Below are 16,708 nucleotides of genomic sequence, written 5' to 3' on the forward strand. Positions count from 1 at the left end.
ATAGCCAGAGAGAAAAGCGGGGGAACAGAAAAGCAAAACGCCGGCACAGGGCCGGCGCTTTTACGCGGTCATCAGAATAAAAACTTATTCTGCAACTACGTTTACAGTCAGCTTAGCAAACACTTCGCTGTGAACCTGGAAGCTCACTTCGTGCTCACCAGTGGTACGCAGAACGCCGTTCGGCAGACGAACTTCGCTCTTAGCTACTTCAACGCCAGCTGCAGTTACAGCGTCAGCGATGTCGCGAGTACCGATGGAACCGAACAGTTTACCTTCGTCGCCAGCTTTAGACGCGATGGTTACGGTTTCCAGTGCGTTGATTTTCTCAGCACGAGCTTCAGCAGCGGACAGAACGTCAGCCAGTTTAGCTTCCAGCTCAGCGCGACGCGCTTCGAAAAATTCAACGTTTTTCTTGGTAGCAGGAACAGCTTTACCCTGTGGTACCAGGAAGTTACGAGCATAGCCCGCTTTAACGTTAACCTGATCACCCAGGCTACCCAGGTTTGCTACTTTATCAAGCAGAATAACTTGCATTACCTTATCCTCTCAAAGTCGTATTAATGGACCGTGACCGATTACTGATGACGATCAGTGTACGGCAGCAGAGACAGGTAGCGAGCGCGTTTGATAGCGCGAGCCAGCTGACGCTGGTATTTTGCACGGGTACCGGTGATACGGCTTGGGACAATCTTACCGCTTTCGGTGATGTAGTTTTTCAGCGTAGCGATATCTTTATAGTCGATCTCTTGAACGCCTTCCGCGGTGAAACGGCAGAACTTGCGACGACGGAAATAACGTGCCATATGGCTAGTCTCCAGAATCTATCAATTCAATCTGCTCGGCATGCAGAACCATTTTGCTCAGGCCGTTCTTTGCCTTGTGGCAAGAGATGAACCCCTGAACGGTCACTGCGCTACCGACCGTTATACTGTGAGTAATGGCCTGGTTTTCGTGTCCGCTAATAATAACGGGCATTTGGCACCACGCCTGCCGGTGAAACCCGGCTTCCTCCTGCACAGAACGATGCTCAAGCACGAACTGGCAATGAGGAATTCCTGATGGACTGACCTTTCGAAGGGGAGCCCTGCACACGGTGCCGGACAACGCCAGACGGTTGGTCATCAGAAATTACTCTTCAGAATCCCCAGCTTCAGCATCATCTGCGGTTTCGTTAGCGAAATCATCGCGACGCTCACGGCGCTCGTCTTTCGCTTTAACCATCGGAGATGCTTCGGTAACAGCGTGTTTAGTACGCATAACCATGCTGCGGATAACGGCATCGTTGAAGCGGAAGGTAGTTTCCAGCTCATCGATCACTTCCTGCGGCGCTTCAACGTTCATCAGAACGTAGTGAGCTTTGTGCAGTTTGTTGATCGGGTAAGCCAGCTGACGGCGGCCCCAGTCTTCCAGACGGTGGATCGTGCCTTCTGCACCAGTGATGGCAGCAGTGTAGCGTTCGATCATACCCGGAACCTGTTCGCTCTGGTCAGGATGGACCATAAAAACGATTTCGTAATGACGCATCGAATTGCTCCTTACGGATTATTCAGCCTCCTGTCTGGGTCAGCCGAGGCCCATGGAGGCAAGGAACGTGTTAAAGGTCGGCTGAAAAATGACGCGTCATAATACTGGGGTCAGCAGGTAAACTCAAGGTGCTTGTCCGATTATTTATCATGTCGCCATTAATACATATCCAGCAGCATTTTGACGCTGATACAAATAGAGACGATGACAATCATGGGTCGGATGACTTTCTTGCCGCGCGTCAGTACGACTGTCGCACCCAGACGTGCGCCAAGGGATTGCCCGGCAAACATCACCAGCCCCAGCGACCAGATCATTTTACCGCCGAAAATGAAGAACAGAATCGAGGCAATGTTCGACGCCAGGTTGATAAAATTCGAGTGGATTTGCGCTTTATCGATACTGTACCCCCACAGCAGGATATAGCAGAGCGTATAAAAGGAGCCGGCCCCGGCACCGAGAAAACCATCATAAAACCCAATACCTCCCCCGCAGATCAACGAGAAGAGAAACAGGGATACCTGCTGCTTTCTTTTCGGTTCGCTAAGATTAGGCGCAGAAATAAAGTAGATAGCGACCGCGATAATCAGGATCGGCAGCAGTTTCTTCAACACGTCCGGTTCAATAAACTGGATAAGCGTTGTGCCCATCGCAGAACCGATAAAGGCAGATAAAAAGACATATTTGTGCTCCTGCACATTAATATGTCCCCGGCGTAAAAAGTAAATTCCGGAGGTTAGCGAGCTACCCAGTGCCTGAATTTTATTGGTTGCCAGCGCATTAGCCGGGGGTAAACCAGAAATTAAGAGAGCGCCAATAGAGAGAAAACCACCGCCGCCCGACACCACGTTAATAAAGCCAGCCACCAGCGCGACCATAAACATAATCACGAAATAGCTGAAATCCATGAATGAAGTATCCATAAGTTTTTGCCTAATTATCATAAAGTTATATTAATTATCTGGCTCACTATAAACGGCGTACTCACCCGATTAAATTGACTATTTGGTAAGAGCTTATGCGCGTAAGGCAGGTATTTTTAACCGTAGCGGAAGGCATCAGCTGATTGTTAATTAAAGAAAAGATGGCTTTGCGGTAATTTTTTGAACAACTGCATCAGAAATGGTCGCTATCGACTGCGCCGGCAGCGGTTAAAATTAAATCAGAAGTTATCCACTCACAGGAGAGAGCTAACCAGAGACCGCAGTCGAGGAGGTACATATGCGAGCCCGTGTTTTGACCCTTCTGGCTGTACTTTTGCTCAGTGCAAATGCAACGGCAGCCATCAAAATTGACAATCATCAGGCCAGGAATATGGATGATGTGCAGAGCTTAGGCGTTATTTACATAAATCATAACTTCGCCACTGAAAGTGAAGCCACTCAGGCCCTGAATGAAGAAACCGATGCGCAAGGCGCAACCTACTATCACGTGATCCTCACCAGGGAACCCGGTAGTAACGGAAATATGCACGCCAGTGCAGATATTTATCGCTAGCACCAGAAACAACCAACGAGAACATTGCCACAGTTTGACTTGCCCCCTTCACTGGGGGCTTTTTTTTGCAAAACAATCCCGAAGCCAGACCGATCTCATCCCCATGAAGAGTTGGCTCCGGAACGTTTTTTCTTACTTCTGGCCGTAATAGGCATTTGGGCCGTGCTTACGCATGAAGTGCTTATTCATCAGGTAACTGTCGATGGGGCTGAGCGCCGGATTAATGCCACGCGCAATCCATGCCATTTTTGCCACCTCTTCCATCACCACAGCGTTATGTACCGCGTCGTGAGCATCTTTGCCCCAGGCAAACGGGCCATGTTGGTACACCACTACGCCAGGCGTATGTAAAGGTTCCACCTCCCCGAGCGTTTCAATAATCACCCTACCGGTATTAAGTTCATACTCCTCCTGAACTTCAGCTTCAGTTAAAGCCCGGGTACAGGGAATATCGCCAAAGAAGTAGTCAGCATGCGTCGTGCCGAGCGCAGGAATTGCCAGACCTGCCTGCGCCCATGCCGTTGCGTGGGTTGAGTGGGTATGCACCACGCCGCCGAGAGAGGAATAACGGCGATACAGCGCCAGATGGGTGGCGGTGTCGGAAGAAGGACGATAGCGTCCCTCCACCACATTACCGTGCAGATCCACAACCACCATGTCATCCACTGTCATTGTTTGGTAGTCGACGCCGCTGGGCTTGATCACCACCAGCCCGCGTTCGCGGTCGATGGCGCTGACGTTACCCCAGGTAAACGTCACCAGCCCGTAGCGCGGCAGATCCATGTTGGCCTCAAAAACCTGCTGTTTACGTTTTTGCATTACACAGCCTCCACCAGGCCCGCGCTGGCCATACGCGCTTTCACCCAGTCGCGCGCCTTCGCCACTTCACGTGCCGGGTCGTCCGACGTTTCGCTCCACATCTCAATCAGGTATGGCCCGCAATACCCACTCTGTTTGAGCGTCGCAAAACAACGTTCGAAATCGACAACCCCTTCACCAAACGGCACATTTTTGAATACGCCGGGTTTGGTATCTTTCACGTGTACGGCAACTATATGGCCCATTCCCGCCTGCAGCTCCATCTGCACGTCGTTATCCCACGCCGATAAATTGCCAATATCGGGATACAGCTGGAACCACGGATTGTTGAGATAGTGGGCGTATCCCAGTGCCTTACTGATCGAATTCATCAGTGGATAATCCATGATTTCCATCGCCAGCGTCACCTGTGCACGGCTCGCCATCTCTACGCTCTCTTTCAGCCCATCGCGGAACCGACGACGCGTTTCGTTATTGGCCTGCTGGTAATAAACGTCGTAACCCGCCAGCTGAATCACACGGATGCCGATATCCTGGGCGAACTGGATGGCTTTACGCATGATCTCCAGCCCCTGTTCGCGTACCGCATCATCTTCACTACCAAGCGGAAAACGACGATGAGCGCTCAGGCACATGGACGGTACCCGTATCCCGGTGTCGGCGATAGCGGCCACCAGCGCCAGTCGCTGCTCGCGGTTCCAGTCAAGACGCGCCAGGCGAGCGTCGGTTTCATCAACCGACATTTCGACAAAGTCAAAGCCCAGTTCCTTCGCCAGTTGCAAGCGTTCCAGCCAGCACTCCCCGCCGGGGAGTGCTTTTTCATAAATACCGAGCGGGACCTGTTTCGACAACATAGTCGCTCCTTATCCCCACAGTTGGGCGATAGAACGTTTGAACTGACGGGCCGCTTCCACCGGAGAGGCGGCATCGCGAATACTGCGGCCGGCAATAAAGACGTGAATCGGAATTCCCTGGAACAGCGGCAGATCTTCCAGCGCCAGACCGCCGGTGACGGTGACTTTAAAGCCCATCTCGGACAGACGCTTGATCGCGCTGATATCCGCTTCTCCCCACGCCACGCCCGCCGCCTGCGCATCACGACTGCGGTGATATACAACTTGCCCAATCCCTGCGTCACGCCACTCTTGCGCCTGCTCCCAGGTCCAGTAACCAGTCAGTTCAATCTGTACATCACCGTTAAATTCTTTCGCCACCTCCAGCGCCCCCTTGGTGGTGTTGATATCGGCACAGCAGATGACGGTGACCCAGTCAGCGTTGGCTTCGAAACACATGCGGGAGAGGATTTTTCCCGCATCGGCAATTTTGGCGTCCGCCAGCACAATTTTATGTGGGTAAAGCGCTTTCAGATCGCGAACGGCGCGCACGCCCTCTGCCACGCAAAGAATAGTGCCCACCTCAATGATATCGACCTCTTCGGCAATCAGACGCGTCGTTTCATACGCGGAAGACATTGATTGGTTATCCAGCGCAACCTGCAACATAGGTAATGACATTTTGGTATCCTTTTAAACAGCCGCCGCAGTGGCGTTATCAATTAAATCCAACACTTCCTGCGCGGTGCGGCAGGCACGTAAACGGTCGAAATTGGCTTCGTCATCAAAGAGATTCACGATCTGCATGATGCCCACTTCCTGATGCGTGTTGGCGTCAACTGCCGCCATCGTGATCAGAATGTCGACCGGGTCGTTATCCTCGTGGTTAAACACCAGCGGCGTTTTCAGCGTCACCAGCGCAAAACCGGTTTTCTTGACCCCTTCCTCCGGACGGCCGTGCGGCATCGCCAGGCCTGGCGCAATCACAAAGTACGGGCCAAACTGCTCAACGCCATCAAGGATGGCTTGGTAGTAGCGTGGTTCAACCACATCAGCCTTAACCAGCAGATCCACGCCAAGCTTTACCGCTTCCTGCCAGGTACTGGCCTCGGCTTGCAAAAGGATGGAACTATTGTCTGCCAGCGAGTCACGTAATTTCATATGCCGCCCCTTACTTCACGTCCTGCGGAAAATGCGCTTTGATCACTTCCAGCAGTTTTGGTCCAAAATCGGCAGGAGACAGCATGTTGCGTACGCCAACGACATATTTATTGCCAGAAACGGTAATCTCACCGGCGATATGCGTAGAGGCGATGATAATATCCGCTCCGCTCAGTTCACTTTTGTATTCACCCACGGCGCAGCTGTTTACCGTATGGTCAATATTTGACTGGGTTAAAAACTGGTCCACCTTCATTTTCATGATCATGGAACTGCCCTGCCCATTGCCACACACAGCCAGAATACGTACGGTCATAATCGGAACTCCTTATTAAGCAGAGTGTTCTGCCAGTTGTTTTTCTGCGTCTTCCTCAGCACGCAACGTGCGTCCTGCGAAAAACATATAAGCCAGTGCAATCAGAATAATGACGGCCATAAACACGATGCCGATGGAGGCAAAGCCTTGCATCATCGGCGGTGCCAGAATTGACCAGTCCGCCATGCCCATCCAGGCGCTCATACCGGTGAGCTTCACCGCCCAGACGCAGCCGAAGATTTCGATCATCCCCATCACCAGGCAAATCTTGAGCGCTGCGCGCCAGCCGCCAAAGTGGTTAGCAAATACGCCGATAGTGGCGTTCGAGAAGAACATCGGGATAAAACCTGGGATAATCAGAATGGAAGAGCCGCAGGCCACAAGGATGCCCACCGCAATCAGTTGGCCGATGGTCCCCCACATAAAGCCCCAGACCACCGCGTTAGGAGCAAAGCTATAAATCGCCGCGCAGTCGATGGCCAGTACCGCGCCCGGGATCAGACGTTGAGAGATACCGTTGAACGCTTCTGAAAGTTCAGCAACGAACATACGTACGCCCTGGGTGATGATGAAGATAGCGACAGCAAACGAAAAACCGGTTTGCAGGATATACACGGTCCAGTGGGTTTTACCCGCCATCGCCTGAACCACATCAATGCCGAAAGAGAGCAGGATAGCCCCGAAGAAGATGGTCATCACAATCGCGGTAGAAACGATGTTGTCATGGAAGATATTCAGCCAGCCTGGCAGCTTGAGATCTTCTACGCTCTCCTCTTTCTTACCCAGATACGGCGCGACTTTGTAAGCAATCCAGGAGGCGAACTGCTGCTGGTGACCGATGGAAAAACCACAGCCGTCGGTCACTTCCTGGGTCGGCTTGTACATCATATTGGAGGTAATGCCCCAGTAGAGCGACACCAGCACCGCGGTACAGATGATGGTGGTCCACATGGAATAGCCAAAGATGTAGAAAGAGACGGCGATCAGGCCCGCCTGCTGGAACATGATGTGCCCGGTCAGCATGATGGTACGAATACCGGTAATCCGCCGTAGCAGTACATAACAAATGTTTAGCGCCAGCGCCAACAGTACCGCGTACCCTACCCAGCTATAGGCATCCCCCATACGTTCGATGGTTGCCATCATGGAGGCATAGGTATCGGAAATCGCACCGTTGATACCGTAAACCTCGGACATCTTCGCCACTACCGGTTTAAACGTGCTGGTCAGAATGCCCGACCCTGCCTGCAATAACATAAAACCGATAATCGTTTTGATCGTGCCTTTGATAATGACGCTGACACTTTTACGCAACAGGATGTAGCCGAGGCAGGTCACAATACCCAACAGCAACGGTGCATTGGTCATGACCTGATTAAAAAAGACGGTAAAGATGTTGTAGAGGATCTCCATAACGATCTCCAGTAGACGAAGTTGCTGAACATTCATTACAGATGCCCAGGATGTTGTGCCCTCACTCTAATTTTCAAAAGTAATCACAACAAGATTGAATTTGATTAAATGTGATGCAGTACGCAAATAATTCTCTCACTTGCAGAGTGGATTTGCTCCGAATTCATTCACTTCAAAATAAATCCATTTAAAACAATAAAATAAAAAAAATACATTTCATATAAACCATCTTGTCACGTTGTAATTTGTTAACAATTTTTCATTCAACATCAAAAATCAACGCATTGCCTTCTTGAGAAAATGATGTCAGTATCAATCAAAACAAATCACAATTTGATTCAACTTGAATAAACATGAAGGTAATTGCGATGAGTAAAGTAAAAAGCATCACGCGTGAATCATGGATCCTGAGCACATTCCCGGAGTGGGGAAGCTGGCTGAATGAAGAGATCGAGCAGGAACAGGTCGCACCAGGTACTTTCGCGATGTGGTGGCTCGGCTGTACCGGAATTTGGCTGAAGTCGGAAGGCGGGACTAACGTCTGCGTCGATTTCTGGTGCGGCACGGGCAAACAGAGTCACGGTAACCCGCTGATGAAAACCGGTCACCAGATGCAACGCATGGCAGGGGTGAAGAAGCTGCAGCCAAACCTGCGCACCACGCCGTTTGTTCTTGATCCGTTTGCCATTCGTCAGATCGATGCGGTGCTGGCCACGCACGATCATAACGATCACATCGACGTAAATGTTGCGGCAGCCGTCATGCAGAACTGTGCCGACGACGTGCCGTTTATTGGACCGCAGACTTGTGTGGATCTGTGGATCGGTTGGGGTGTACCAAAAGAGCGCTGCATCGTGGTAAAACCAGGCGATGTGGTAAAAGTGAAAGATATTGAAATTCATGCGCTTGATGCGTTCGATCGTACTGCGTTAATCACCCTGCCCGCCGATCAGAAAGCCGCTGGCGTACTGCCGGATGGTATGGATGCCCGCGCCGTAAACTATCTGTTCAAAACGCCGGGCGGTACGCTTTATCATAGCGGCGACTCGCACTACTCCAACTACTATGCAAAGCATGGCAACGAGCACCAGATCGACGTCGCACTCGGATCCTACGGCGAGAACCCACGGGGTATTACGGACAAAATGACCAGTTCTGACATGCTGCGTATGGCGGAGGCCCTGAATACAAAAGTGGTGATCCCTTTCCATCATGATATCTGGTCAAACTTTCAGGCCGATCCGCAGGAGATCCGCGTACTGTGGGAGATGAAAAAAGATCGCCTTAAGTATGGCTTTAAGCCATTCATCTGGCAGGTAGGTGGCAAGTTCACCTGGCCGCTGGACAAAGATAACTTTGAATATCACTATCCGCGCGGCTTTGATGACTGCTTCACCATTGAACCGGATTTACCGTTTAAATCGTTCTTGTGATCCACACAAAATGCCGGGCCATCCCGGCATTTTTTTCCCATTTACTTTAGTATTTCCAGGCTATTTCAAATATCATCTTTTCAAATCAATTTGTATCGGAATAGCTCATGACTGAAGCACAAAGACATCAAATATTGCTGGATATGCTGGCGCAGTTGGGCTTTGTTACCGTTGAGAACGTAGTTGAGCGTCTGGGGATTTCACCCGCCACTGCGCGCCGGGACATCAACAAGCTCGACGAAAGCGGCAAACTCAAGAAAGTACGCAACGGCGCAGAAGCTATTACCCAGCAGCGGCCGCGCTGGACGCCAATGAATCTTCACCAGGCGCAGAACCACGATGAAAAAGTTCGCATTGCCAAGGCAGCATCCCAGCTTGTGAATGCGGGTGAAAGCGTAGTGATCAACTGCGGATCGACCGCTTTCCTGCTGGGTCGCGAAATGTGCGGCAAGCCGGTGCAGATCATCACCAATTATTTGCCGCTGGCGAACTATCTGATCGACCAGGAGCATGACAGCGTGATCATCATGGGAGGGCAATATAACAAAAGCCAATCCATTACGCTTAGCCCGCAAGGCAGTGAAAATAGCCTGTATGCCGGACACTGGATGTTTACCAGCGGCAAAGGGTTGACCGCGGACGGACTGTATAAAACCGATATGCTGACCGCGATGGCCGAGCAGAAGATGCTTAACGTGGTGGGTAAACTGGTGGTGCTGGTCGATAGCAGTAAAGTCGGTGAACGTGCGGGAATGCTGTTCAGTCGCGCCGATCAAATCAATATGCTCATTACCGGCAAAAATGCAAACCCTGAGATTCTACAACAGCTTGAAGCTCAGGGCGTGAGCATTATGCGCGTTTAAAGGTGCTGGCGGAAAAACGTCACTGTTGCGGCCAACGCTTCTGGCGTGATGCGATGCCGTACGCCCGCTTCCCACAGGCAGGTCAGATTGTTGTCCAAACCTGCCTGAATCAGCGCTTGCTGTAAGCGGAAGGTTTCAACAGCCGGTACAACATCATCATCCTGTCCATGCCACAGCAACAACGGCCTGTCGGCGAGGCGTGGCAACTGATGCGTAACATCCCATTCGGCAAGCGGGGCAATAACGGCATCAAATTCCGCCTGTTGCTCTGGGGTCTGAACCAGTAAAGGAGGAAAAAGCGTCTGCGCAAGCCGGGTAAAATATCCTGAGCCCATCAGGCTGGCTACACATTTAACCTCAGGATGGCGCGCCATTATGCCCAATGCAGTCATTCCTCCCATTGATGCCCCACCGACGGCAAGCCGCTCATCTGAAAGCCAATTTTCTGCCACCAGAGCCGCACGTAACGTCGTAAACTCCTGCATGTTTTGCTGCAATATATGCCAGAAGCGGAACATTCGCTCCTGAGCATTACCGTTAAATCGGGCGCCATGATCGGGTGCATCTGGCATGACGACGCGAAATCCGGCCTGAGCCAGCGCAACGGCAAAATAACTGTAGACCAGACTTGAAGATGTAAACCCGTGATAAAAGAGAATACAAGGGAGTGAACATTCGCGTTTACCAGCCGGAACGGCATGCAGGACAGGGATACCAGCTAACTGTCGTGTCTCAATTTCTATCATTTGTTGCCCCTTTTTTTCTGGTATGCCATGCAGCAATACTTAACGCAAGCGAATGTGTTCGGTAATGATTCATAATGTTGAGAACTGGGTTACGCTTTCGCAACATTTTCATTCGAAAATCGCGTGAGAGATAACAATTCGGGAACATTCCCCTAAAGGGAAATTAATAAGGCACTACACTATGGCTATCAGGAAACGAGATAGAGTTATGCGTCGGTTTGCCTCTTTGTTGCTGGTTATGTTTTTAAGCGCCTGTAGCGTGCTACAGGGAACGCCGCAACCCGCACCGCCCGTTGCCGACCACCCGCAGGAGATCCGCCGTGACCAGAGTAATGGGTTACAGCGATTAGGGACGGTTAGCGCGCTGGTTAGAGGCTCTCCGGATGATGCGCTGGCAGAGATCCGTGCCAAAGCCGTCGCGGCTAAAGCTGATTACTACGTGGTTTTATTAGTAGATGAAACCATCGTGACAGGCCAATGGTATTCACAGGCGATTTTATATCGTAAATAACATTGGGTTGAAATTTAGTCAGCTTTACATTGCTTTGCGCCTCTATGCGTTTACCTGTGCACAATAAACCAACAGCAGGAAGCTTGAGGTTTATTATCGCGATGGAATGCCCTGCCGTGTGTAGGGGTACGAATAATGGAGCTGACGATGAAACAATCTCTTGCCTTATCCTCACTGCTGCTTTCTGCCGGACTGGCAGGCACTACGGCGCAGTCTGCCGAATTCGCCAGTGCTGACTGCGTTACGGGCTTGAACGAAATTGGCCTGATCTCTGTCAGTAACATTGCAGGGAATCCGCAGGATGTAGAACGTGTAATCGCGTTAAAAGCGGATGAACAAGGTGCCTCATGGTATCGGATCATTCAGATGTACGAAGACCAGCAGCCCGACAACTGGCGCGTACAGGCCATACTTTATGCGTAACAGATTGCCGGATGGCGTAAACTTATCTGACCTGGACTGAGCGTAGGCATGATAAGACGCACCCGCGTCGCCATCAGGCAAGTTATTACCGTAACCCCCCCGTTGCCCGCAGGAGCAAATCGTTCAGCACCTGTTCAGACAATCGTAGTCCACCCCGCGTATCAAGCATCATTTGGCACCAGGCCTGCGCCACTGGCGGAGAAGAATAACGCAACATCTGCGCCCCGCAACCGAGCAGGAAAAGCTGCTGCGTAATCTCTCGTCCCAATGCCTCACTGGGTTTACGTAAACGCTGCTGTAGCTGACGCACCATCCGATCGTAATGTCGATCCTGCCCCTTTACCTCCGCAAAGGCTTCGCTGAGCATATCGTAGATGCCGGGTTGTTTTGTCAGTACCCGCAATACATCAAGGCACATAATGTTGCCGGAGCCTTCCCAGATACTGTTTACCGGCATCTCACGATACAGGCGCGACAGCTCACTCTCCTCGCAATAGCCAATCCCGCCCAGCACTTCCATCGCCTCAGCCACAAACGGCATACCGACCTTGCAAACGGAGAATTTCGCTGCTGGCGTGAACAACCTGGCCCACAGCGCTTCTTTGGCATCAGCACTACGGTCCCAGGCCCGCGCCAGTCGAAACAGTAGCGCCGTTTGACCTTCCAGTTGGAGCGCCATCCGACCTAATACCTGACGCATCATCGGCTGTTCAATCAATGACTTGCCAAAAACCTGTCGCTGGTGCGCATGATAAATCGCGATGGAAAAAGCACGTCGCATCATGCCGTGACTGCCGAGCGCGCAGTCAAAACGCGTCATCCCGCCCATCTTCAGGATATGGCGGATGCCTTCCCCTTCTTCGCCCAATAGCCAGCCAATCGCATCGTGGAATTCAACCTCGCAGCTGGCGTTGGAGCGGTTGCCTAACTTATCTTTCAGTCGTTCAAGACGGATGGCATTACGCTGCCCATCAGGTAAAAATCGCGGTACAAAAAAGCAGGATAAGCCGCCCTTTGCCTGGGCCAGCACCAAATGGGCATCGCTTTGCGGCACGGAGAAAAACCACTTATGTCCCACCAGCCGATACGAGCCGTCGACAAGACGTTCTGCCTGAGTGGTATTGCTCAGCACATCTGAACCACCCTGTTTTTCGGTCATACCCATACCAATCAGTAGCCCGCGCTTTTGCCCTGCGGGCAGTAAATGCGAGTCATAACGGTCGCTTAGCAGCGGCGTCAGCCAGTCGTGAAAGGGGGCGGGTAACATTTGAAGTAACAGCGGCGTAGCGGCAAACGTCATGGTCACCGGACACAACGTGCCTGCTTCAACCTGCGCATGCAGCATGAAACGCGCCGCCCGGGCAACAAATGTTCCCTGCCTCGCGTCTTCTTCCCAGGCCAGATTATGTACGCGGTTGGCGCACAATCCCTGCATCAGCAAATGCCAGGCAGGATGAAAACGCACATCATCCAGCCGCTGCCCCTGCGGGTCGTAGCGCAACAGTTCAGGTGGAAAAGCATTGGCCAGACGACCCAGTTCGAGCGACTCGGCAGTCCCTAACTGCTGACCAATACTGGCGAGGAGATCGCTGTCCCAGCCAGCACCTTCGCGGATAACCGCTTCGCACAGGGCCCCATCCGACAGGTACAAATTACTGTTATTGAGCGGTACAGGTTGGTTAAAAACGGTATGCGTTTGCCAGTGCATTGTGTCTCCCTCCGTCAATGGCCATCGCTTTAAGTATGGTCAGGCAGCAGAGAGAACGCATGGGACAACGGTCACAAAAAAGCCATCCCGAAAGATGGCTTGAGAGAAGAGAGAAATCAGGGAGATAGTTTAGCTGCGCTGACGGACTGCTTCAAACAGGCAGATGCCCGTCGCAACTGAAACGTTCAGCGACGAAACGCTACCTGCCATCGGGATGCTGATGAGTTCGTCACAGTGTTCACGGGTCAGACGGCGCATACCTTCACCTTCTGCGCCCATCACCAGCGCCAGACGTCCGGTCATTTTGCTCTGGTAGAGAGTATGGTCGGCTTCGCCAGCGGTTCCGACGATCCAGATATTCTCTTCCTGCAGCATACGCATGGTGCGCGCCAGGTTGGTCACGCGGATCAGCGGTACGCTTTCTGCCGCACCGCAGGCCACTTTTTTCGCCGTAGCATTCAACTGAGCGGAACGATCCTTCGGTACGATTACAGCATGTACGCCAGCGGCATCGGCGCTACGCAGGCATGCCCCCAGGTTATGCGGGTCGGTGACGCCATCGAGGATCAAAAAGAACGGCTGATCGAGCGTAGCAATCAGATCCGGCAGATCGTTTTCCTGATACTGACGCCCAGGCTTCACGCGAGCAATAATCCCCTGATGTACCGCACCCTCGCTTTTCTCATCCAGAAACTGACGGTTAGCCAGTTGAATGACAACACCCTGTGCTTCCAGTGCGTGGATCAGCGGCAGCAGGCGTTTATCTTCACGACCTTTGAGAATAAAGACGTCCTGGAAGCGCTCAGGCGCACGTTCCAGCAGAGCCTGCACCGCATGGATGCCGTAAATCATTTCACTCATGAATGTACTCGTTAATAGTTTATGCATAACGCGGGCAACACGAGATTGCCCGACTTACTGTTTATGGCAGTTATTGTGCGGCTTTCTTTTTCGCCGCACGTTTAGCTTTGGTGGCGGCAGCGATTTTAAGCGTTTTTGCCGATGGCTTTTTCGCTTTTTTGTCGCCTTTCTTCTCAGCCGCATTCTTTTCCGCCTGAGGTTTGGCTCTGCCTTTTTTCTCGCCGCGGAAAGCGCTGTCCGGCTCGAAATTCACCTTTTTGCCCATCTGACGACGTTTACCGGTATTTTTACCCGCATCGCTTTTTTTGGCTTTTTCGCGCGCAGTTTTACCTTCATTACGCGGCGCACGTTCGCTGGAGATCAAGCTAAAGTCGATCTTACGCTCGTCCATGTTGACTGCTTCCACGCGAACTTCCACGCGATCGCCCAGGCGATACATCTGACCGCTGGATTCCCCCGTCAGGCGCTGCCCAACCTGGTCGAAACGATAGTAGTCGTTATCCAGGGAGGAGACATGCACCAGACCGTCGATAAACAGCTCATCAAGACGGACAAAGAAACCAAATCCGGTGACGCTGGCAATCACGCCTTTGAAGACATTCCCCACCTGATCCAGCATGAAGTCGCACTTCAGCCAGTCAGAGACATCGCGTGTGGCTTCGTCAGCACGGCGCTCGGCCATCGAACAATGCTGACCCAGTTGCAGCATCTCTTCCATCGAATAATGGTAGCCACCCGTTTCCGTGGTGTTGCCTTTATGACCCTGCTCCTGCGCCAGCAGATACTTAATCGCCCGGTGCAAGGAGAGGTCCGGGTAACGACGGATCGGTGAAGTAAAGTGTGCATAAGATTGCAGCGCCAGGCCGAAGTGACCACGGTTTTCCGGATCGTAAATCGCCTGCTTCATCGAACGCAGCAGCATGGTTTGCAGCATTTCTGCGTCAGGACGGTCAGCAATCGACTCCAGCAGTTCAGCATAATCGCGCGGCTCAGGTTTGTTGCCACCTGGCAGCTCCAGTCCCAGCTCTGCCAGGACGGAACGGAACGAGTTAATCGCTTCGGTCGTCGGCTTATCGTGAATACGGAACAGCGCGGGCTCTTTGGCTTTCTCAACGAATCGCGCCGCTGAGATGTTCGCCATGATCATGCACTCTTCAATCAGCTTGTGCGCGTCGTTACGCTGCGTCTGCTCAATACGCTCAATACGGCGTTCAGCATTGAAGATAAACTTCGCCTCTTCACTTTCAAACGAGATACCGCCGCGCTCTTCGCGGGCTTTATCCAGCACTTTGTAGAGGTTATGCAGCTCTTCAATGTGTTTGACCAGCGGTGCGTACTGCTCACGCAGCTCCTGGTCGCCCTGCAGCATGTGCCAGACCTTGGTGTAGGTCAGACGTGCATGGGAACTCATGACCGCTTCGTAGAATTTAAAGCCGGTTAAACGGCCTTTCGACGAAATGGTCATTTCACAGACCATACACAACCTGTCCACCTGCGGGTTGAGCGAACACAATCCATTAGAAAGCACTTCCGGCAGCATCGGGACAACCTGCGACGGGAAGTAAACGGATGTGCCACGGCTGCGGGCTTCCTGGTCCAGCGGAGTCGGCGGGCGAACGTAATAGCTTACGTCGGCAATCGCCACCCATAAACGCCAGCCGCCGCCGCGTTTCTTCTCGCAGTAAACCGCATCGTCGAAGTCACGCGCATCTTCGCCATCGATAGTCACCAACGGCAGGTCGCGCAGATCGACACGTCCTATTTTCGCCTCTTCCGGCACTTCTTCTTTCAGCCCGGCGACCTGTTTCTCAACAGCCTGCGGCCAGATATATGGGATTTCATGAGTACGCAGGGCCATATCAACGGCCATGCTGGTTCCCATGTTGTCACCCAGCACTTCTACAATTTTACCCACCGCTTTGGTGCGGCGAGTCGGACGTTGGGTCAGTTCAACGACGACCACAAAGCCCATACGAGCGCCCATCACCTCTTCCGGCGGGATCAGGATATCGAAACTCAGACGGCTGTCGTCAGGGACGACAAACCCAACGCCAGCATCGGTGAAGTAGCGACCGACAATTTGGCTGGTTTTTGGCACCAGTACGCGCACAATACGCGCTTCGCGACGACCTTTACGGTCCGCGCCCAGCGGCTGCGCCAGCACCTGATCGCCATGAATGCAGGTTTTCATCTGCTCGCTGGACAGGTACAGGTCATCTTTGCGGCCTTCAACGCGCAGAAAGCCGTAGCCATCACGGTGGCCAATAACGGTACCTTTCAGCAGGTCGAGACGCTCCGGCAGCGCATAGCACTGACGACGAGTGAAGACCAGTTGTCCGTCACGCTCCATCGCGCGCAGACGGCGGCGCAGTGCTTCCTGCTGCTCTTCACCTTCAATGTTGAGTTCAGCGGCCAGCTCATCGCGGTTGGCCGGTTTTTCACGTTTAGTTAAATGTTCGAGGATAAATTCCCGGCTTGGGATAGGATTCGCGTATTTTTCAGCTTCGCGTTCCTGGAAAGGATCTTGTGACATTGAGGTTCCTCCATTGTCAGCTCTGATGGAATTCCTTCGTCTTTCACGACGCCTCTTTGTTGGCTGC

At 52.3% G+C, this 16,708-nt stretch carries 20 protein-coding genes; 5 read left to right on the forward strand and 15 right to left on the reverse strand.

Translation table 11 applies throughout. From position 1 onward, the window contains the following. Nucleotides 1-84: 84 nt before the first annotated feature. From rplI to OGV89_RS16440, 5 genes are all read right to left on the reverse strand, one after another. Nucleotides 85-534 (reverse strand): 50S ribosomal protein L9, encoded by a 450-nt coding sequence (gene rplI / locus OGV89_RS16415; protein WP_003025676.1) that lies wholly within the window; start codon nucleotides 532-534, stop codon nucleotides 85-87. A gap of 41 nt (nucleotides 535-575) precedes the next feature. Beyond that, nucleotides 576-803, reverse strand: coding sequence for a 30S ribosomal protein S18 (gene rpsR, locus OGV89_RS16420; protein ID WP_000135199.1), 228 nt, complete (start codon nucleotides 801-803; stop codon nucleotides 576-578). Nucleotides 804-807: 4 nt separating this feature from the next. Next, nucleotides 808-1,122, reverse strand: coding sequence for a primosomal replication protein N (gene priB, locus OGV89_RS16425; protein ID WP_003025674.1), 315 nt, complete (start codon nucleotides 1,120-1,122; stop codon nucleotides 808-810). 6 nt (nucleotides 1,123-1,128) lie between these two features. Continuing rightward, nucleotides 1,129-1,524 (reverse strand): 30S ribosomal protein S6, encoded by a 396-nt coding sequence (gene rpsF / locus OGV89_RS16430; RefSeq protein ID WP_003025672.1) that lies wholly within the window; start codon nucleotides 1,522-1,524, stop codon nucleotides 1,129-1,131. 158 nt (nucleotides 1,525-1,682) lie between these two features. Further along, nucleotides 1,683-2,447, reverse strand: a complete 765-nt coding sequence (locus tag OGV89_RS16440; protein WP_003025670.1) for a TSUP family transporter — start codon at nucleotides 2,445-2,447, stop codon at nucleotides 1,683-1,685. Nucleotides 2,448-2,745: 298 nt separating this feature from the next. On the opposite strand from OGV89_RS16440, the gene yjfY reads away from it, so the two are divergent. Beyond that, entirely contained in the window at nucleotides 2,746-3,021 is a 276-nt protein-coding gene (gene yjfY / locus OGV89_RS16445; RefSeq protein WP_003025668.1) for a DUF1471 family protein YjfY, read from the forward strand. A gap of 132 nt (nucleotides 3,022-3,153) precedes the next feature. On the opposite strand, the gene OGV89_RS16450 is transcribed toward yjfY, so the two are convergent. Genes OGV89_RS16450 through ulaA form a run of 6 tightly spaced genes read right to left on the reverse strand, consistent with a single transcriptional unit; the run spans nucleotide 3,154 to nucleotide 7,563 of the window. Beyond that, nucleotides 3,154-3,840 carry an L-ribulose-5-phosphate 4-epimerase gene (locus tag OGV89_RS16450; protein WP_003839510.1) on the reverse strand — a complete coding sequence of 229 codons (687 nt, stop codon included), beginning with the start codon at nucleotides 3,838-3,840 and terminating at the stop codon, nucleotides 3,154-3,156. Next, a complete protein-coding gene (locus OGV89_RS16455) occupies nucleotides 3,840-4,694 on the reverse strand; it encodes an L-ribulose-5-phosphate 3-epimerase (protein ID WP_003839508.1) in 855 nt (284 codons plus the stop codon). The genes OGV89_RS16450 and OGV89_RS16455 overlap by 1 nt, the downstream gene beginning before the upstream one ends. A 9-nt stretch (nucleotides 4,695-4,703) precedes the next feature. After that, entirely contained in the window at nucleotides 4,704-5,354 is a 651-nt protein-coding gene (gene ulaD / locus OGV89_RS16460; RefSeq protein WP_003025660.1) for a 3-keto-L-gulonate-6-phosphate decarboxylase UlaD, read from the reverse strand. A gap of 12 nt (nucleotides 5,355-5,366) precedes the next feature. Further along, nucleotides 5,367-5,834 carry a PTS ascorbate transporter subunit IIA gene (ulaC, locus tag OGV89_RS16465; protein WP_003025658.1) on the reverse strand — a complete coding sequence of 156 codons (468 nt, stop codon included), beginning with the start codon at nucleotides 5,832-5,834 and terminating at the stop codon, nucleotides 5,367-5,369. A gap of 10 nt (nucleotides 5,835-5,844) precedes the next feature. Next, nucleotides 5,845-6,150, reverse strand: coding sequence for a PTS ascorbate transporter subunit IIB (ulaB, locus tag OGV89_RS16470; protein WP_003025655.1), 306 nt, complete (start codon nucleotides 6,148-6,150; stop codon nucleotides 5,845-5,847). A gap of 15 nt (nucleotides 6,151-6,165) precedes the next feature. Next, a complete protein-coding gene (gene ulaA, locus OGV89_RS16475; protein WP_003025652.1) occupies nucleotides 6,166-7,563 on the reverse strand; it encodes a PTS ascorbate transporter subunit IIC in 1,398 nt (465 codons plus the stop codon). A 368-nt stretch (nucleotides 7,564-7,931) separates the two neighbouring features. Between ulaA and ulaG the strand changes: the two genes are divergently transcribed. Continuing rightward, entirely contained in the window at nucleotides 7,932-8,996 is a 1,065-nt protein-coding gene (ulaG, locus tag OGV89_RS16480; protein WP_003025649.1) for an L-ascorbate 6-phosphate lactonase, read from the forward strand. A gap of 107 nt (nucleotides 8,997-9,103) precedes the next feature. Then, nucleotides 9,104-9,859, forward strand: coding sequence for an HTH-type transcriptional regulator UlaR (gene ulaR, locus OGV89_RS16485; RefSeq protein WP_003844959.1), 756 nt, complete (start codon nucleotides 9,104-9,106; stop codon nucleotides 9,857-9,859). Here the strand turns inward: ulaR and yjfP are convergent. Next, complete coding sequence (gene yjfP, locus OGV89_RS16490; protein ID WP_003844960.1) at nucleotides 9,856-10,605, reverse strand: esterase; 750 nt, start codon at nucleotides 10,603-10,605, stop codon at nucleotides 9,856-9,858. The two genes, ulaR and yjfP, sit on opposite strands and share 4 nt — an antisense overlap. Nucleotides 10,606-10,786: 181 nt before the next feature. On the opposite strand from yjfP, the gene bsmA reads away from it, so the two are divergent. Beyond that, complete coding sequence (gene bsmA / locus OGV89_RS16495; protein ID WP_003025640.1) at nucleotides 10,787-11,116, forward strand: biofilm peroxide resistance protein BsmA; 330 nt, start codon at nucleotides 10,787-10,789, stop codon at nucleotides 11,114-11,116. A 147-nt stretch (nucleotides 11,117-11,263) separates the two neighbouring features. Next, nucleotides 11,264-11,539: a DUF1471 family protease activator YjfN gene (yjfN, locus tag OGV89_RS16500; protein WP_003839497.1), complete on the forward strand. Its 276-nt coding sequence runs from the start codon at nucleotides 11,264-11,266 to the stop codon at nucleotides 11,537-11,539. Nucleotides 11,540-11,624: 85 nt separating this feature from the next. Here the strand turns inward: yjfN and OGV89_RS16505 are convergent, their stop codons facing one another. From OGV89_RS16505 to rnr, 3 genes are all read right to left on the reverse strand, one after another. Beyond that, nucleotides 11,625-13,247: an isovaleryl-CoA dehydrogenase gene (locus OGV89_RS16505; RefSeq protein WP_003844961.1), complete on the reverse strand. Its 1,623-nt coding sequence runs from the start codon at nucleotides 13,245-13,247 to the stop codon at nucleotides 11,625-11,627. A 129-nt stretch (nucleotides 13,248-13,376) separates the two neighbouring features. Then, nucleotides 13,377-14,108 (reverse strand): 23S rRNA (guanosine(2251)-2'-O)-methyltransferase RlmB, encoded by a 732-nt coding sequence (gene rlmB / locus OGV89_RS16510; RefSeq protein WP_003025615.1) that lies wholly within the window; start codon nucleotides 14,106-14,108, stop codon nucleotides 13,377-13,379. A gap of 70 nt (nucleotides 14,109-14,178) precedes the next feature. Then, the gene (rnr, locus tag OGV89_RS16515) at nucleotides 14,179-16,641 is read right to left on the reverse strand and encodes a ribonuclease R (RefSeq protein WP_046670813.1); all 2,463 of its coding nucleotides are present in this window, start codon (nucleotides 16,639-16,641) and stop codon (nucleotides 14,179-14,181) included. Nucleotides 16,642-16,708: the final 67 nt, after the last annotated feature.

The organism is Citrobacter sp. Cf125 (assembly GCF_030333935.1).
Taxonomy (GTDB): Bacteria; Pseudomonadota; Gammaproteobacteria; order Enterobacterales; family Enterobacteriaceae; genus Citrobacter; species Citrobacter freundii.

Coding starts and splice junctions, on each gene's coding strand:
- ulaB (WP_003025655.1), bottom strand. CDS start 6,150: ATGACCGTACGTATTCTGGCTGTGTGTGGCAATGGGCAGGGCAGTTCC.
- ulaC (WP_003025658.1), bottom strand. CDS start 5,834: ATGAAATTACGTGACTCGCTGGCAGACAATAGTTCCATCCTTTTGCAA.
- OGV89_RS16455 (WP_003839508.1), bottom strand. CDS start 4,694: ATGTTGTCGAAACAGGTCCCGCTCGGTATTTATGAAAAAGCACTCCCC.
- ulaG (WP_003025649.1), top strand. CDS start 7,932: ATGAGTAAAGTAAAAAGCATCACGCGTGAATCATGGATCCTGAGCACA.
- rplI (WP_003025676.1), bottom strand. CDS start 534: ATGCAAGTTATTCTGCTTGATAAAGTAGCAAACCTGGGTAGCCTGGGT.
- OGV89_RS16505 (WP_003844961.1), bottom strand. CDS start 13,247: ATGCACTGGCAAACGCATACCGTTTTTAACCAACCTGTACCGCTCAAT.
- yjfY (WP_003025668.1), top strand. CDS start 2,746: ATGCGAGCCCGTGTTTTGACCCTTCTGGCTGTACTTTTGCTCAGTGCA.
- OGV89_RS16440 (WP_003025670.1), bottom strand. CDS start 2,447: ATGGATACTTCATTCATGGATTTCAGCTATTTCGTGATTATGTTTATG.
- rpsR (WP_000135199.1), bottom strand. CDS start 803: ATGGCACGTTATTTCCGTCGTCGCAAGTTCTGCCGTTTCACCGCGGAA.
- rnr (WP_046670813.1), bottom strand. CDS start 16,641: ATGTCACAAGATCCTTTCCAGGAACGCGAAGCTGAAAAATACGCGAAT.
- priB (WP_003025674.1), bottom strand. CDS start 1,122: ATGACCAACCGTCTGGCGTTGTCCGGCACCGTGTGCAGGGCTCCCCTT.
- yjfN (WP_003839497.1), top strand. CDS start 11,264: ATGAAACAATCTCTTGCCTTATCCTCACTGCTGCTTTCTGCCGGACTG.
- rlmB (WP_003025615.1), bottom strand. CDS start 14,108: ATGAGTGAAATGATTTACGGCATCCATGCGGTGCAGGCTCTGCTGGAA.
- ulaD (WP_003025660.1), bottom strand. CDS start 5,354: ATGTCATTACCTATGTTGCAGGTTGCGCTGGATAACCAATCAATGTCT.
- ulaA (WP_003025652.1), bottom strand. CDS start 7,563: ATGGAGATCCTCTACAACATCTTTACCGTCTTTTTTAATCAGGTCATG.
- bsmA (WP_003025640.1), top strand. CDS start 10,787: ATGGCTATCAGGAAACGAGATAGAGTTATGCGTCGGTTTGCCTCTTTG.
- OGV89_RS16450 (WP_003839510.1), bottom strand. CDS start 3,840: ATGCAAAAACGTAAACAGCAGGTTTTTGAGGCCAACATGGATCTGCCG.
- rpsF (WP_003025672.1), bottom strand. CDS start 1,524: ATGCGTCATTACGAAATCGTTTTTATGGTCCATCCTGACCAGAGCGAA.
- ulaR (WP_003844959.1), top strand. CDS start 9,104: ATGACTGAAGCACAAAGACATCAAATATTGCTGGATATGCTGGCGCAG.
- yjfP (WP_003844960.1), bottom strand. CDS start 10,605: ATGATAGAAATTGAGACACGACAGTTAGCTGGTATCCCTGTCCTGCAT.